Origin of the sequence: Aeromonas rivipollensis, assembly GCF_037811135.1 — a bacterium.
Taxonomy (GTDB): domain Bacteria; phylum Pseudomonadota; class Gammaproteobacteria; order Enterobacterales; family Aeromonadaceae; genus Aeromonas; species Aeromonas rivipollensis.
In genome coordinates this window covers 2,978,562-2,992,672 of sequence record NZ_CP149130.1, presented here as the reverse complement: position 1 = coordinate 2,992,672, position 14,111 = coordinate 2,978,562, and the positions used below count along the sequence as shown (strand labels likewise).

Below are 14,111 nucleotides of genomic sequence, written 5' to 3'. Positions count from 1 at the left end.
GCGCCCCTCATCGCCCTCTGATGTGCTCCCGATACACCGGCCCTAGGCCGGTGTATCGCTTTGTGCCGTCTGGGCCCTTTGGGTGAGAGGGGCGGGCTGCTCCAACGCCCTGGCCCCCATCACGCGAGCGTAGTGGCGCGGATCCAGGCGTAGCACCATCAGGCTCATCAGCACCAAACCGCCGAGCTGCCACTGCCAGGCGCTGGCGAAGTCACCGCTCAGGTGGTGCAGGCGGGCCGCCACCCAGGGGCCTGTGGCCGCCAGTATGAAGCCAAATCCCTGCATCAGGGCGCTCAGGCTACCGGCGCGTCTGGGGTCTGGCAGGTGATCCAGCGCCATCACCATGATGAGGGAGAAGCTGCCGCCAAGGCCTGCGCCGCACAGCAGGCACCAGAGGATGGGGGCGGCCTCCGGGGCGAGCCAGAGGCCGCCAAAGCCCGCCACCTGCATCACAATGGCCAGCCCCATCCAGGGGCGGCGGTCAAGCTTGCGGGCCGCCAGCAGCGGCAGACCCAGGCCGCTGGCGGTCTGGGCCAGGGCCAGCCAGGCCACCAGCTCGCCCCCCTGCTGGGGGCTCCAACCCAGCGCAAGGTAGGCGGGGGCCAGCCAGGCCACGACGATGCCGTAGCCGCTGTTGATGATGCCAAAGCAGGCGATCAGCAGCCAGGCGCGGGGCAGCGCGATCAGCCGCTGCTCCCCTGATTCGGGGGAGTGCGGCGCGGCGGCGGGCAGGCGCACCCGCCAGCCGAGCCAGAGCAGGGCCAGCAGCACCGGCAGGCTCCAGAGGGCCAGCGCCTGGGACCAGTCGAGGTGGAGGGCGACCCTGGGGGTGAGCACGGCGCCGAGCGCCCCGCCCCCCATCATGCAGGCCGAGAAGATCCCCATCACCAGGGGCACCTTGCCCGCAAAGGCCCCCTTGATGAGGCCGGGCAGTGTCCCCTGCACCAGGGCCGACCCCAGCCCGCACAGGGCGGCGCTGGCGATGAGCAGGGTGCCGCTGGACAGATCGAGGCGCAGGGCGCTGCCCAGCGTCAGTAGCAACAGGGCCGCCCCGAGCAAGGGGCGCGGCCCGGCCTTGTCGAGCAGGGCCGGGGTGAGCAAGACACCGACCCCGATCAGCAGCAGCGGCAGCAGGGTGACCCAGGCCAGCCTGTCCATGCCGAGGCCCAGCTGGGCGTCTATCTGCCCCGCCAGGGGGCCTATGGCGGTGAGGAAGGGGCGCAGGTTGATGCCAATCAGCACCACCAGCACCAGCAGGGCGCCGCTGCCGGAGGGGAGCAGGCGCTTAACCATGGGACTGGGGGCCGTAGAGGGCGGCGGCCGGTATGGGGCTTGGCAACTTGACGAGGGGCAGGGGCGGCGGGCAGAGCGGCAGGCGCAGCGCCGCGTAGGCCGCGCTGCTGTCAAAGCCGAAGGGGGCCGCGTCTTCGTTGTCGAAGGCGTAGTAGACGGCGCTGATGCCGTTCATCACCAGGGCGCAGAGGCACATGGGGCAGGGGTGGCCGCTGGCATAGACGATGGCTCCCGCAAGCGGGCCCTTGCGGCTCCCCTCCCGCAGCGCCTCCAGCTCGGCGTGACGGCTGGGATCCCCCGCTTCCAGCATGCGGTTGACGGCGCTTGCCACCAGCTGGTTGTCTCGCACCAAGAGGGCGGCGAAGGGGCGGCCCCCCTGCTGGCGGTGGGTCAGGGCCAGCTGCAGGGTCTGCTCCAGCCATGCCTGATGGCTGGGGGCCGAGACGGCACTGAGGGCGTTCACCGGGCGGGCACCGGACTGGGGAGGCTGTGACATGGGATCATCCTGGGAAAAGAGGGGGGTGACGGCAGCCTAACGGGCCCGCAAGTCATTTGGAAATTAAATGATAAAATGACTTTCAGTGATTTTATAAATGGAGAATCCCCCCATGGAGCGACCCTTGCTGGATCCCCACCTGCTGCAGAGCTTTGTCGCCATCGTCGAGACCGGCAGTTTCACCCGTGCCGGCGAGCGGATGCACCTGACCCAGTCCACCATCAGCCAGCAGATGCGCCGCCTCGAGCAGCAGCTCGGTTGCCCGCTGCTCGACAGATCCGGCCGCCAGGTGGTGACCACGGCCCAGGGGGAGAAGCTGCTGGGGCTGGCGCGCCGCATCCTGGGGCTGCTGGCCCGGGCGGGGGAGCGGGTGAGCGAGGCCAGTCACCCCCTGCGCCTCGGGGTGCCCGAGGATTTCGCCGCCGGCGCCATGACGGCGGTGCTGGCGGCTTTTGCCCGGCAATACCCCGAGGTGAGGCTGGAGGTGCAAAGCGGACTTAGCCACGCCCTGTGGCAGGCCTTCGAAGGGGGGGAGCTGGATCTGGCGCTGATCAAGCAGGGGCGGGGGCAGGGGGAGCCCATCGCCCGCTGGCGCGAGCCGCTGGCCTGGGTCGACAGCCGCGACTGGCCAGCCAGCCAGCGGGAGCCGGTTCCCCTGGTGGTGTTTCCGAGCGAAGGCCTCTATCGGCGCCAGATCACCGAGGCCATGGATGCCAGGGGGATCCCCTGGCGCATCGCCTACGTCAGTGCCAGCCTCGCCAGCCTGCAGGGGGCGGTGAGCGCGGGCATAGGGGTGAGCCTGCTGCCCGCCCGCTTGCTGCAGCCCGATCAGGTGGCGCTGGTGGACTGGCCGGCGGTGCGCTCGGTGGAGCTGGCCCTGCACCTAGGGGCCGGGGAGAGTGAGCCCCTCAGCCGGCTGTGCGAGGCCCTGATCGCGCTCTGTGACGAGGTGATGGGGCCCAGGTAGGTACAAGCCTGGCCCGAGGCCTCAGGCCAGGGATTGCTTCGGCACCACGGCGAGCCAGACTTCCACCTCGCCGCTGCCGCTATCCGGGTCAAAGGCGTCGCCGTAGCGCTCAAAATCCGGCTTGTTGGCGGATTCCCAGCTGGACCGAGCCAGCCAGTCGAGGGCGGCCTGCCAGGTCTGGGGCAGGGCATCGACATGGCCCAGATGGCGAAAGACCGCATAGGTCTGGGGGGCGATCCGCATCCGGCCCAGGGTTTTGGGCAAGACCTCCAGCGCCGCGACTTCTACCGCGCACATATATTCGCACTCGGTGGCGGTGGCGGCGCAGATGACACCGTAGGCGTGCTCCCCCAGCTGACCCGGCAGGGGGCCAAGGGCGCTGAAGTCGCGCCACTGGCCACCGAAGTCGCCGTGCTGGAAGCTGTGATGGCGGCGCAGGCCGCCAAGCAGCATGGCCTTGCCGGTTTCGAAGCGAACGGGTTCTGACATAGCGCCTCCTGGGTGGGAAGGGAAGGGGTGAAGGGAGAGGGTCGAGAGCAAAGCGTCAGTGCGCCCGGCCTTCCTCGAGCTTGCGCTCATAGTCCCGGCGGACGATGGCGAGCGCCGCCAGGGCGAGATCAGGGGCAATCTGGTTGGTTTCCAGCAGTTCTATCAGATCCACCGCGAGTTTGACCTCGGGCGGTGCATTTTCCAGTGACATCTTGGTTTCTCATGGGGGCAGAGTGGGCGCCATTATACCGCCGCGGGCCGTGAAGACACGCCCCGGTTGCCCGGGGCTTGAAGGGCCTCACATGTGCTGGCGCATCTCCTTGTCGAGCTCTTCGCGCAGGGCCATCAGTTTTTTGGCGTACTGCTGCAAGCTCAGATCCTGCTCGCTCACCGGCTGCCATTGGGGCACAGGGCTCGGCTTGCCGTGCTCGTCCATGGCCACGAAGATGATGATGCAGTGGGTGGTCTTGTGGCGCTGGGGATCAGTGGGGTGGCGGCTGTAGACATCCACCGCCAGGTGCATGCTGGTGGTGCCCGTGTGGATCACCCTGGCGTGCACCTCCACCAGCTGGCCTATCTGGATGGGGCGCAAAAAGCGGATGCCCCCCACATAGACGGTGACGGCATAGCCGCCACACCAGCCGGCGGCGCAGGCGTAGCCGGCCTGATCGATCCACTTCATCACCATGCCGCCATGGACCTTGCCACCGAAGTTGACGTCGGCGGGTTCGGCGAGAAATTGCAGGGTCAGCTCGTGGGGTGGGGTCATATTGTCTCCTCGGTTCATTGCCGGTCACTCTTGCGGTAGGCCTCGGCCTGCTGGCAGGCGGGTACCTTGGAAAAATCGGGGCGCTTGTTGCCCTCGCGCTGGCCGAAGCTGGCAAACTCCTGCTGGCAGCGGGTCGTTTTCCCCCCCTCCTTGATGCAGGCGTCGATGCGCTGCTGTCGACCCTGCACGATCAGCAGTTGCTGGGCGTTGGAACAGGCCCGATCCAGCCCGGCCTGATGGGTTTCCCGATCCTGTTCTATGGCGAGCAGGCCACTGGAGAGGGTGCCACCGAGCAGCAATATGACCATCTTCATCATGCTTTGTCTCCTTGTGGGGGGCGTCCTGTTATGACCAGGGTTATGCCCCCCAGAATGCCCAGTGATGACAATAACAACCGCAGCGACCAGGACTCATCCAACCAGATGATCCCGGCCATGAGCAGGGTCAGCAGCAACAGGCGGGGTAGTGACATCCATTCACCTTGAGTTCAGCGGCGGCGGCCCAGCATGGCAGCTCATGCAAATGAGGAGGCCCCATGAAACAGATGCTGGAGCAATTGATGGGAGCTGGCAAGGGCTGGCTCAACGATGGCGGTGACAGTCGCAAGGCCCAGATGAAGGGCATGGCCCAGGGGGGGCTGGCCGCCGGGGCCATGGCGCTGCTGCTTGGCAACAAGAAGATGCGCAAGTACGGCACCAAGGTGGCGGCGGTGGGCGGGGCGGCCGCCCTCGGCGGGCTGGCCTACAAGCTCTATCAGGACTGGCAGCAGAACCAGAGTGCGCCAGCGGCCGGCACGCCCCATCCCCTCAACGAGCTGGCGGGCGCCGAACTGGATGCCCGCGCCAGCTTGCTGGTGCGCGCCATGGTGGCGGCGGCCCGGGCCGACGGCCACATCGACGGCAACGAGCGCCAGAAGATCCAGCAGTACCTGACCGAGCAGGGCCAACCCGATGCCGCCCGCTGGATTGACGCCGAGCTGGCCCGCCCGCTGGATCCCCAGGCCCTGGCCCGGGAGGTGACCGACATGGAGCAGGCCACCGAGGTCTATCTCGCCTCCCTGCTCGCCGTCGAGGTGGATCACTTCATGGAGCGCGGCTATCTCGACGAGCTGGCCCGTGCCCTCAAGCTCGATGACAACCTGAAAACCAGCATAGAGCGCCAGGTGGCCCAGCTGGGCGCGCCGGGTTGAGCCCCCATTGCCATCAGGATTGTCCACAAGGCCCCGTGATGGGGCCTTGTTGTTGGTGTCACCCGGGTGAACCTCTGCCACAAGGGGATACATTCGGCGCTTCAACTTGGTGCCGGCACCTCCTATGATGGGTTTTTCCCCAGGCCACTGGGGTGAGGTCATCAGCCACAGGCAAGGAGCACCCATTGGAAATACGCAAGGCAACCGAGCTGGATCTCGACGCCATCGTCGAACTGGATCGGCAGATAGGGCAGATCCACTTCGAGCAGGCTCCCGAAGTGTTCTGCCCTCCCTCTTCACAGCAGCGGGCATTTCTGCTGGACGCCATCCAACGGGAGGGGCGGCTGTTTTGTGTCGCCCTGGTGGAGGGATTGGTGGTGGGTTTCTTGAGCGCCCGGCTCGACATCAATGACAGCATTCCGTTTCTTACCAAGCTGCCCGTCTGCCGCATCACGACAGTGGTAGTGGATGAGCACCACAGATCCCGTGGCATCGGCAAGGCGCTGATCGCCCATTGTGATGGCTGGGCCAAGGCCCATGATGCCAGCCAGCTCAAGCTGGAAGTCATGTCATTCAATGACAGGGCCAGGTCGCTTTACGAATCCCTTGGCTTTACCCGGCAGTCTGAAACGTACGCCAGATAGCCCGATGTCCGGTGAATAAACAAGGCCCCGTCATGGGGCCTTGTCGTTGGTGGTCTATTGATGGGGCACGAGCTGCTGGTGGACCAGGGCCGCCAGCCGGGTGAGGGTGGCCTCCAGCGCCGGGCTCCAGGGATGGGCGCTGTTGAGGCGCAGGCAGTGGTTGTGCTGGCCCTGGCTCGAGAACAGGGCCCCGGGGGCCAGTGAGAAACCGCTGGCCAGCGCCTGGGCATAGAGTGCCCGGCTGTCGAGGCGCTCGTCGAATGTCAGCCAGAGGAAGTAGCCGCCATTCGGGGTCGAGATGCGCACCTCGTCCTGGAAGAGGCGCAGCAGGGCCGCCCGCATCTGTTGCTGGCGCTGGGCCAGGGTGTGGCGCAGGCGGCGAAAGTGGGCATCCACCCCGCCCTGGCGCAGCATGTCGGCGAGTGCCAGCTGGCTCGGCACATTGGTGGAGAGGGTCGACATCAGTTGCAGCCGCTGGATGCGCTCGGCATGGGGTCCCGCCACTACCCAGCCGACCCGAAAGCCCGGCGCCAGACACTTGGTCCAGGAGCCGCACAGCAGGCTGTCGCCCCGGGCATCCCAATACTTGATGGGTCTTGGCCGCTCGCGGCCAAAGTAGAGTTCGGCGTAGACGTCGTCCTCCACCAGGGGCACCTCATGGGCGTTGAGCAGCGCCATCAGCCCCTGCTTGTGGCCATCCGGCATGGTGTGGCCGAGGGGGTGCTGGACGTTGCCCATCAGCCAGCACGCCTTGATGGGACGCTGGGCCAGGGCCTCGGTGAGCAGGGCAAGATCGATGCCCACCCCGGGGATCACCGGTATTTCCACCACCTTGAGCTGCAAGCGCTCTATGGCCTGCAGGGCGCCGTAGAAGGTGGGGGACTCCACCACCACCCAGTCCCCGGGTTCGGTCAGCACCTGCAGGCTGAGGGAGAGGGCCTCCATGGCGCCGGTGGTGATGATGATCTCCTGGGGGTCCACCGCCAGGCCGTCGCTGGCGTAACGCTGGGCGATGGCGCGGCGCAGCGCCTCGTTGCCTGGGGGGAGATCTGCCACAGTGCTGAAGGGGTCGAGGCGGCGCATGCAGCTCGCCAGTGCCCGGCCGAGCTGGGGATGGGGGAAGAGGGCGGGATCCGCCACCGCGAGCCCCAGCGGCACCAGCTCCCGGGACTTGCTCGCCTGCAACACCTCGAACACCAGATCGTTGATGTCCACCGAGCCGCTGTAGTGGGCCTGCTGGGCCGCGCTCGCCTGCAGCGGGGAGGTGGCGGCCTTGACGTAGTAGCCGGACTGAGGCCTGGCCAGGATGAGGCCGCGGCTCTCGAGCAACTGGTAGGCCTGCAGCACCGTCATGGGGCTGAGGTCATGGGTCTTGCAGCTCTGGCGGATGGAGGGGATGCGCTCCCCCGGCTGCCAGAGGCCGCTCTCTATCTGCTGCTGCAACAAGGCAGCCAGCTGACCGTAACGGGACATGGTGCGTCCTAACTGTTATAGGTGAATTTCACTATAACTGCATCTGTTATAGGTGTCATGGCACGTGTTGTACTTAACAGGCGAAAACCTGTCTGTTAAATGCAACATAGAGAGTCATGCATGATAAGCCTGGATGATGTGGTCAGCCTCTCCCGAATACAGTTCGGCGCGACGGCGATGTTCCACTTTCTGTTTGTGCCCCTCACCCTGGGGCTGTCCTGGATCCTGGTGATCGCCGAATCCGCCTACGTGATGACCGGCAAGGTGATCTACAAGGACATCACCCGCTTCTGGGGCAAGCTGTTTGGCATCAACTTCGTCATGGGGGTCACTACGGGGATCACCCTGGAGTTCCAGTTCGGGACCAACTGGGCCTACTACTCCCACTATGTCGGCGACATCTTCGGCACTCCGCTGGCGGTGGAGGGGCTGATGGCCTTCTTCCTGGAATCCACCCTGGTCGGCCTCTTCTTCTTCGGCTGGGACAAGCTCTCCCGGGGCCAGCACCTGCTGGTGACGGCGTTGGTGGCGCTCGGCTCCAACCTCTCCGCCCTCTGGATCCTCATCGCCAACGGCTGGATGCAGAACCCGGTCGGCGCCGAGTTCAACCCCATGACGATGCGCATGGAGCTGGTGGACGTGGCGGCGGTGATCTTCAACCCGGTTGCCCAGGTCAAGTTCGTCCACACAGTGGCGGCGGGTTATGTGGCCGCCTCCCTGTTCGTAATGGGGGTGAGCAGCTGGTATCTGCTGCGCCGCATGGAGGTGCGCTTCGCCCTGCGATCCTTCGCCATCGCCTCGGGCTTTGGTCTCGCCGCCATCCTCTCGGTCATCGTACTGGGTGACGAGTCGGGCTATCGCACCGGCGAGGTGCAGAAGGTCAAGCTCGCCGCCATCGAGGCGGAGTGGCATACCGAGCCAGCGCCGGCCTCCTTCACCCTGTTCGGCCTGCCGGATCAGCGCGCCGAGACTACCCACGCCGCGGTCAAGATCCCCTATCTGATGGGCATCATCGCCACCCGCTCCCTGGATGAGCAGGTGACAGGCCTTAAAGATCTCAAGGCCGAGCACGAGGTGCGCATTCGCAGCGGCATGTTGGCCCACGACGCCCTGGAAGCCCTGCGAGCGGATGGTAGCAATGCCGAGGCTCGTGCCACCTTCGAGCGCCACCGCGCCGATCTCGGCTACGGCCTCTTGCTCACCCCCTACGCCAAGGCGATTGGCAAGGCGGACGAGGCGGCCATTGCTAAGGCGGTGGACGACTCCATCCCCCAGGTGGCGCCGCTGTTCTGGAGCTTCAGGCTGATGGTGGGCATAGGGGTGGTGTTGCTGCTGCTCTTTGGTGCCGCCTTCCTGCAACTGTGCCGGGGCCGGCTGGTGCAATCGACCCGACTGCTCAAAGCCCTGTTCTGGAGCATACCGCTGCCCTGGATTGCCATAGAGGCGGGCTGGTTCGTGGCCGAGTTCGGCCGCCAGCCCTGGACCATCAGCGACGTGCTGCCGGTGTCGGCGTCGGTCTCCTTGCTGCAACCGGGCCAACTCTGGTTCAGCCTCATCTCCATCTTCCTCATCTACAGCACGTTGCTGGTGGTGGAGCTGTTCTTGTTGCGTCACGTGATCCGCAAAGGGCCCGCCAGCCTGCAGACGGGTCGTTATCAAGGTGAAGTGTTGAAAAACGGGAGTCCTGTCTGATGGATTACGAAACCCTGAAACTCGTCTGGTGGGGGCTGGTGCTGTTCCTGCTCATCGGCTTCGTGGTGATGGACGGCTTCGATCTCGGGGTCGGCATGCTGTTGCCCGTGGTGGCCAAGAATGACGAGGAGCGGCGGGTGCTGCTCAACAGCGTGGGGCCCGTGTGGGAGGGTAACCAGGTGTGGCTCATCGCCGGTGCCGGCACCCTGTTCGCCGCCTGGCCCCTGGTCTATGCCGCCTCCTTCTCGGCGCTCTATGTGCCTTTCATGTTCCTGCTGTTCGGCCTCTTCCTGCGTCCGGTCGGTTTTGACTATCGCAGCAAGCTGCCGGACCCTGCGTGGCGCCGCTGGTGGGACAGGGCCCTGGTGATGGGGGCCCTGCTGCCGACCCTGGTGTTTGGCGCTACCCTCGGCTTCCTGCTGCAAGGCTTGCCGTTTCGTTTCGACTCGGCCCTTCGCATCCACTATGGCGCCTTCGATTTCAACTGGCCGCTGCTCTTCACCTGCATGGGCACGGCGCTGGCCCTGCTGATGTTGCACGGCAGCAGCTTCCTGCAGTGCAAGACCCAAGGGGTGATAGCACAACGCTGCGCCCGCCACAGCCTCTGGCTCGGGCCCCTGGCGAGTGCTCTGTTTGCCCTCGGCGGCCTCTGGCTCAGCCAGATGCGTGGTTACCGGATAGCCGAGATTGGCGATCTCAACAGCGCCCTGACGCCCCTGATGAAAGAGGTGACGACGGCGCCGGATGGCTGGCTTGGCAACTTCGTGGCGCACCCAGTGCTCTGGGCGGTGCCGGCCCTCGGCCTCTTGCTGCCGCTCTTGAGCACGCTGGCAAGCGCCCTTGGCCGGGCGCGGCTGGCTATCCTTGCCAGCGGTGGTGCCTGCGCCGCCATGATGCTGACCATCGCCATCGCCCTGTTCCCGTTCGTGCTGCCCTCGTCCCTGGATCCGTCGAGCAGCCTGACCCTGTGGGACGGCACCTCCAGCGAGGGCACCCTCTTCATCATGCTGGGCATAGTCGCGGTGCTGATGCCCATCAACATTGGCTACACCCTCTGGGTCTACTGGGTGGCGCGGGGCAAGATGAGTACCGAGCAGGTGCGCGAGCAGGGCCATAGCCTCTACTAACACCGGAATTGAGGAGTCTTCGATATGTGGTATTTCACCTGGATACTGGGGCTGGGGTTTGCGCTGCTGTGCGGCCTGGTCAATCTGCTCTGGCTGGAGGCGCGCTGGGCCGCGGATGAGGATCTCAAGGAACCTTGATCCCCCCTGAAAACGAGAAAGGCCGACACCAGGTGTCGGCCTTTTTGTTTTTTTGCGCGGCGGATTAGATTGCCAGGGCCAGTCTGGCTTCGCGCTTCTCGCTTGCATGGGTGAGGCCATAGGCCAGCAGCACTATGAGGGCCCCGATCCAGGGGGTGTGCATCAACCCCAGGTGCTCCACCACAAAACCGCCAACGACAGAGCCCAAGGCGATGCCGACGTTAAAGGCGGCGATGTTGAGGCCGGAGGCCACGTCCACGGCGTTCGGGGTATGGCGCTCGGCCTGTTTCACCACCAGCACCTGCAGTCCCGGCACGTTGCCAAACGCAAAGGCGCCCCACACCAGCACGGTGAGCACCGCCAGCACCGGATGGGGCGCGGTGAAGGTGAGCATCAGCAGGATGAGTGCCAGACCGCCAAACATCAGCTTCAGGGCGGGCAGCGGGCCCATCTTGTCCGCCAGCTTGCCGCCCCAGATATTGCCGACGGCCACCGAGACCCCGTACACCAGCAGGATCAGGCTCACCGCATTGGCACCGAAGCCGCTCACCTGTTGCAAGATGGGGGCGAGGAAGGTAAAGGCGGTGAAGGCGCCGCCGTAACCCAGGGCCGTCTTGGCGTAGACCATCAGCAAGGGCTTGTGGGTCAGCACCGAGAGCTGTCCACGAATACTGGAGGCCGTGCCTTTTGGCAGGTTGCTTGGGATCAGCAGCAGGCTGCCCAACATGGCGATGATCCCGAGCAGGCTCACCACCAGGAAGGTCTCGCGCCAGCCGAACTGCTGACCAATCCAGGTGCCGAGCGGCACGCCTGTCACCAGGGCGACTGTGAGGCCGCTGAACATGATGGCGATGGCGCTCGCCGCCTTCTCTTTGGCCACCAGACCCGTGGCGATGGTCGAGCCCACCGAGAAGAAGACCCCGTGGGCCAGGCCGGTGAGGATGCGGGCGACGATCAGGCTCTCGTAGCCCGGTGCCTGCCAGGCCAGCAGGTTGCCGGCGGTGAAGAGCGCCATCAACCCTACCAGCAGCCACTTGCGCGGCAGCTTGCCGGTGAGCGCCGTCAGTACGGGGGCGCCGATGGCCACACCCAGGGCGTAGAGGCTGACCAGCAGGCCCGCCGAGGGGAGCGAGACCTGAAGCTGCTCGGCTATGGTGGGAATGAGCCCCACGATCACAAATTCGGTGGTGCCGATCGCAAAGGCACTCAGGGTGAGGGCAAATAACGCCAGTGGCATACAAACTCCTTGGATGGTGGCTCCCGACGGGAGAATGGCGCCAGTATGCCGATGAGCTTTGTTGGCAAAAATGACGGCAACGTCAAATTACTTTTGCCAAATCAGCAGCAATGGAGCCGTGGAATGGGGCAGTGGGAGTGGCTGAGGCTGCGCAGACAAGAGCGGGCCGTACAGCGCGAGTTGAGTGCAGAGGCAAAGCGCGTAGAAGCAAGGCGTACAGACCGAGCTAGGAACAAAGAGGAAAGGGGCAAGGGCGGGTTGCAGAGGTGGGGGTCAGCGGCGCGGGCGGCTGGAGCGATACTGGAGACAAAAAAGCGGGAGGCATGATGCCTCCCGCTGGGGTTCTCGCCGATGGTGTCGGGTTATCTGTGCTCCCTTCTCCCCTGGCGGGAGAAGGGCTGGGGATGAGGGGGCTCAATCCCAATTCGGGGCGAAGTCCGGGTTGGCGCAGCGCTCACCCCGCTCCAGGGTGGCAATCTGTGCCATCTCCTCGGGGCTGAGTTGCACCTTGAGGGCGGCCAGGTTGGCGGCCAGGTTCTCCCGCTTGGTGGAGCTCGGGATAACCGCCATGTTCTGGGCCAGCAGCCAGGCCAGGGACACCTGGGCCGCCGAGACGCCGTGGCGCTTGCCGATCTCCATCAGCAGTGTTTCGCTCAGCACCTTGCCATAGGCAAGCGGCATATAGGCGGTGATGGCGATGCCCTGATCCTGGCAGAACTCCACCACCTTGCGGTTTTGCAGCAGGGGATGGATCTCCACCTGCTGGTGGGCGATGGCACCCGGCCCCAGGATAGCGATGGCTTCTTTAAGCTGGGCGACCGTGAAGTTGGAGACCCCGATCTCCCGGGTCAGGCCCCGGGCTTTGGCCTCGGCCAGCTGCTCCAGATAGACCGCCATCGGCACCGCATCCTTGGGGGAGGGCCAGTGAATGAGCGCCAGATCCAGATAGTCGGTGCCCAGTTTCTCCAGGCTCAGCTCCAGGCTCGGGATCACCTTGCCCGGGCCAAATTCGCTGGTCCACACCTTGGTGGTCAGGTAGATATCCTGGCGGGGGACGCCACTTTCGCTCATCAAGCGGCCCACGTCGGCCTCGTTGTCATAGATCTGGGCGGTATCTATGTGGCGATAGCCGAGTTCCAGACCCTGCAGCAGGGAGTCGCGCAGGGGCTGATCTTTCAGGCGGAAGGTACCAAGACCCAGGTTGGGCATCTTCATCATCATATTCCTCAAATTATTGTTTCTACGCTCAATATTGTGTCGGCCCATCTTCGCATCCAGGGCGGGCAGGGGAGAGGCCGCAACTGGATTCAGGCTAGTTGATAGCGGCGAACGCTGGTGCTGGCAAACCAGCCCAGGGTGTTGGCCACGAAGGCGAGAAAATGGGGTTCTTGCTGGTGGGCGCTGAGGGCTGCCTCGCTCTCCCACTCCTCGTGGATCATCCAGCCGTGGGGGCTCTCCAGGCTCTGGTGCAGCCGGTAGCCAAGGCACCCGGGCTCTTGCCGGCTGGCGTTGACGAGCGGCGTCAGGGCGGCCCGACACTCGGCGGCGAATTCAGGTTTGGCCTCGAGCTCGGCAATCACGATCAGGGGGGATGACATGGGCACCTCCTTGCAAAAAACGACGGTCAGTATGCCCCCGGCAGACTGGGGGAAACAGGGCAGCAGTCACAAAACACTATTGAGATAAGAGCAGCAATAGATGGGCAGGGGCGAGGTGGAGGCGAGGAGGTAAAAAGAGCAGGGAGCGCCGGGACGCCCCTCGCCATCAGGCCGCCGGTTCGGACCAGACCGCAAACTCGTTGCCGCTGGGCTCGACGAAGTGAAAGCGGCGGCCGCCGGGGAAGTCAAACAGCGGGCGGTTGATGATGCCGCCATGGTGCTGCACCTTGGCCTGGGTCTCCTCGATATCGGCGCTGTAGAACACCAGGAGAGCGCCGCCCTGGGCGCTCTGGCCGCACAGATCCGCACGATAGAAGCCGCCATCCAGCCCTTCTCCCTCGAAGGCGCAGTAGTCGGGGCCGTAGTCGGCAAATTGCCAGCCGAAAGAGGCCTGAAAGAAGGCCTTGGTGGCGGCAAGATCCCTGGCCGCGAACTCCACATAGTTCAGTTTTTCATGGGCCCTGGTCATAAGGGTCTCCTTGTCGGTGATTATTTCGGTTGCCAGCGTTTTTGCGTGCGGATCGTGGCGTGGGGCAAGGTGTCCCAGGGGGTCAGCTTGAGCTGCTTGCGCCGAAACCAGAACCAGGTCCCCATCAGCAGACCGAGCCCGATGCCAAACAGCAGGCTCTGGAGCAGGGCAAACCCCGGGCTCACCTCATCTTGCCAGCCGAGGTACCACATCAACACCCCCCAGATAGCGCCGATGGGGAGTCCCAGGGCAAGGACGTTGACCAGAAAGCGTTCGTAGTGGGGCGGCCTGATGGTGAACCCCGCCTTTCGCAGCAGCCAGATGATCGGCGGGTTGTAGTTGAGTTCCTGCACGCCCTTGTCGGCCAGCTCCCGATGGGCGGCATCCAGCCTGTGTGCGAATACTAGGGGGTCGTCTCTGTGCATGTTTGGCTTCATACGGTGCTATTTGGCGGCATTGTACTGGCAAGG

The 14,111-nt window shown here is 65.0% G+C and carries 18 protein-coding genes; 6 read left to right on the top strand and 12 right to left on the bottom strand.

Features of this window, described 5'->3' with window-relative positions; translation table 11 throughout:
- Window positions 1-42 precede the first annotated feature (42 nt).
- Both WIR04_RS13435 and WIR04_RS13430 read right to left on the bottom strand, forming a co-directional pair.
- Window positions 43-1,293 (bottom strand): cyanate transporter, encoded by a 1,251-nt coding sequence (locus tag WIR04_RS13435; RefSeq protein ID WP_338887573.1) that lies wholly within the window; start codon window positions 1,291-1,293, stop codon window positions 43-45.
- Window positions 1,286-1,789: a nucleoside deaminase gene (locus tag WIR04_RS13430; protein WP_338887572.1), complete on the bottom strand. Its 504-nt coding sequence runs from the start codon at window positions 1,787-1,789 to the stop codon at window positions 1,286-1,288. Before WIR04_RS13430 ends, WIR04_RS13435 begins: the two co-directional genes overlap by 8 nt.
- A gap of 124 nt (window positions 1,790-1,913) precedes the next feature.
- Between WIR04_RS13430 and WIR04_RS13425 the strand changes: the two genes are divergently transcribed.
- Window positions 1,914-2,756 carry a LysR family transcriptional regulator gene (locus WIR04_RS13425; protein WP_338892575.1) on the top strand — a complete coding sequence of 281 codons (843 nt, stop codon included), beginning with the start codon at window positions 1,914-1,916 and terminating at the stop codon, window positions 2,754-2,756.
- A gap of 21 nt (window positions 2,757-2,777) precedes the next feature.
- On the opposite strand, the gene WIR04_RS13420 is transcribed toward WIR04_RS13425, so the two are convergent.
- From WIR04_RS13420 to WIR04_RS13405, 4 genes are all read right to left on the bottom strand, one after another.
- Window positions 2,778-3,245, bottom strand: a complete 468-nt coding sequence (locus tag WIR04_RS13420; protein WP_338887570.1) for a GyrI-like domain-containing protein — start codon at window positions 3,243-3,245, stop codon at window positions 2,778-2,780.
- Between the two features lie 55 nt (window positions 3,246-3,300).
- A complete protein-coding gene (gene rsmS, locus WIR04_RS13415) occupies window positions 3,301-3,456 on the bottom strand; it encodes a pleiotropic regulatory protein RsmS (RefSeq protein ID WP_111912584.1) in 156 nt (51 codons plus the stop codon).
- A gap of 87 nt (window positions 3,457-3,543) precedes the next feature.
- Window positions 3,544-4,014, bottom strand: coding sequence for an acyl-CoA thioesterase (locus WIR04_RS13410; RefSeq protein ID WP_338887565.1), 471 nt, complete (start codon window positions 4,012-4,014; stop codon window positions 3,544-3,546).
- A 14-nt stretch (window positions 4,015-4,028) separates the two neighbouring features.
- Window positions 4,029-4,328, bottom strand: a complete 300-nt coding sequence (locus WIR04_RS13405) for a hypothetical protein (RefSeq protein ID WP_338892573.1) — start codon at window positions 4,326-4,328, stop codon at window positions 4,029-4,031.
- Window positions 4,329-4,549: 221 nt separating this feature from the next.
- Between WIR04_RS13405 and WIR04_RS13400 the strand changes: the two genes are divergently transcribed.
- Together WIR04_RS13400 and WIR04_RS13395 are read left to right on the top strand one after the other, a co-directional pair.
- Window positions 4,550-5,203, top strand: coding sequence for a tellurite resistance TerB family protein (locus tag WIR04_RS13400; RefSeq protein WP_338887563.1), 654 nt, complete (start codon window positions 4,550-4,552; stop codon window positions 5,201-5,203).
- A gap of 185 nt (window positions 5,204-5,388) precedes the next feature.
- Entirely contained in the window at window positions 5,389-5,847 is a 459-nt protein-coding gene (locus WIR04_RS13395; protein ID WP_338887561.1) for a GNAT family N-acetyltransferase, read from the top strand.
- Between the two features lie 54 nt (window positions 5,848-5,901).
- On the opposite strand, the gene WIR04_RS13390 is transcribed toward WIR04_RS13395, so the two are convergent.
- Window positions 5,902-7,320: a PLP-dependent aminotransferase family protein gene (locus WIR04_RS13390; protein WP_338887559.1), complete on the bottom strand. Its 1,419-nt coding sequence runs from the start codon at window positions 7,318-7,320 to the stop codon at window positions 5,902-5,904.
- Between the two features lie 120 nt (window positions 7,321-7,440).
- Between WIR04_RS13390 and WIR04_RS13385 the strand changes: the two genes are divergently transcribed.
- The 3 genes from WIR04_RS13385 to cydX are packed head-to-tail and all read left to right on the top strand — an operon-like array spanning window position 7,441 to window position 10,277.
- A complete protein-coding gene (locus WIR04_RS13385; RefSeq protein ID WP_338887557.1) occupies window positions 7,441-9,012 on the top strand; it encodes a cytochrome ubiquinol oxidase subunit I in 1,572 nt (523 codons plus the stop codon).
- Window positions 9,012-10,139 carry a cytochrome d ubiquinol oxidase subunit II gene (gene cydB / locus WIR04_RS13380; RefSeq protein WP_338887555.1) on the top strand — a complete coding sequence of 376 codons (1,128 nt, stop codon included), beginning with the start codon at window positions 9,012-9,014 and terminating at the stop codon, window positions 10,137-10,139. Before WIR04_RS13385 ends, cydB begins: the two co-directional genes overlap by 1 nt.
- Before the next feature lie 24 nt (window positions 10,140-10,163).
- Window positions 10,164-10,277, top strand: a complete 114-nt coding sequence (cydX, locus tag WIR04_RS13375) for a cytochrome bd-I oxidase subunit CydX (protein ID WP_025326454.1) — start codon at window positions 10,164-10,166, stop codon at window positions 10,275-10,277.
- Between the two features lie 64 nt (window positions 10,278-10,341).
- Here cydX and WIR04_RS13370 read toward each other — a convergent pair whose 3' ends face one another.
- The 5 genes from WIR04_RS13370 to WIR04_RS13350 form a co-directional block, all read right to left on the bottom strand.
- Window positions 10,342-11,514: an MFS transporter gene (locus tag WIR04_RS13370; RefSeq protein WP_338887553.1), complete on the bottom strand. Its 1,173-nt coding sequence runs from the start codon at window positions 11,512-11,514 to the stop codon at window positions 10,342-10,344.
- Between the two features lie 414 nt (window positions 11,515-11,928).
- Entirely contained in the window at window positions 11,929-12,732 is an 804-nt protein-coding gene (gene dkgB, locus WIR04_RS13365; RefSeq protein ID WP_338887551.1) for a 2,5-didehydrogluconate reductase DkgB, read from the bottom strand.
- A gap of 89 nt (window positions 12,733-12,821) precedes the next feature.
- The gene (locus WIR04_RS13360) at window positions 12,822-13,112 is read right to left on the bottom strand and encodes a putative quinol monooxygenase (RefSeq protein WP_338887548.1); all 291 of its coding nucleotides are present in this window, start codon (window positions 13,110-13,112) and stop codon (window positions 12,822-12,824) included.
- Between the two features lie 166 nt (window positions 13,113-13,278).
- Window positions 13,279-13,641 (bottom strand): VOC family protein, encoded by a 363-nt coding sequence (locus tag WIR04_RS13355; RefSeq protein ID WP_338887546.1) that lies wholly within the window; start codon window positions 13,639-13,641, stop codon window positions 13,279-13,281.
- Window positions 13,642-13,661: 20 nt separating this feature from the next.
- Window positions 13,662-14,066, bottom strand: coding sequence for a DUF6404 family protein (locus tag WIR04_RS13350; RefSeq protein WP_338887545.1), 405 nt, complete (start codon window positions 14,064-14,066; stop codon window positions 13,662-13,664).
- Window positions 14,067-14,111 lie beyond the last annotated feature (45 nt).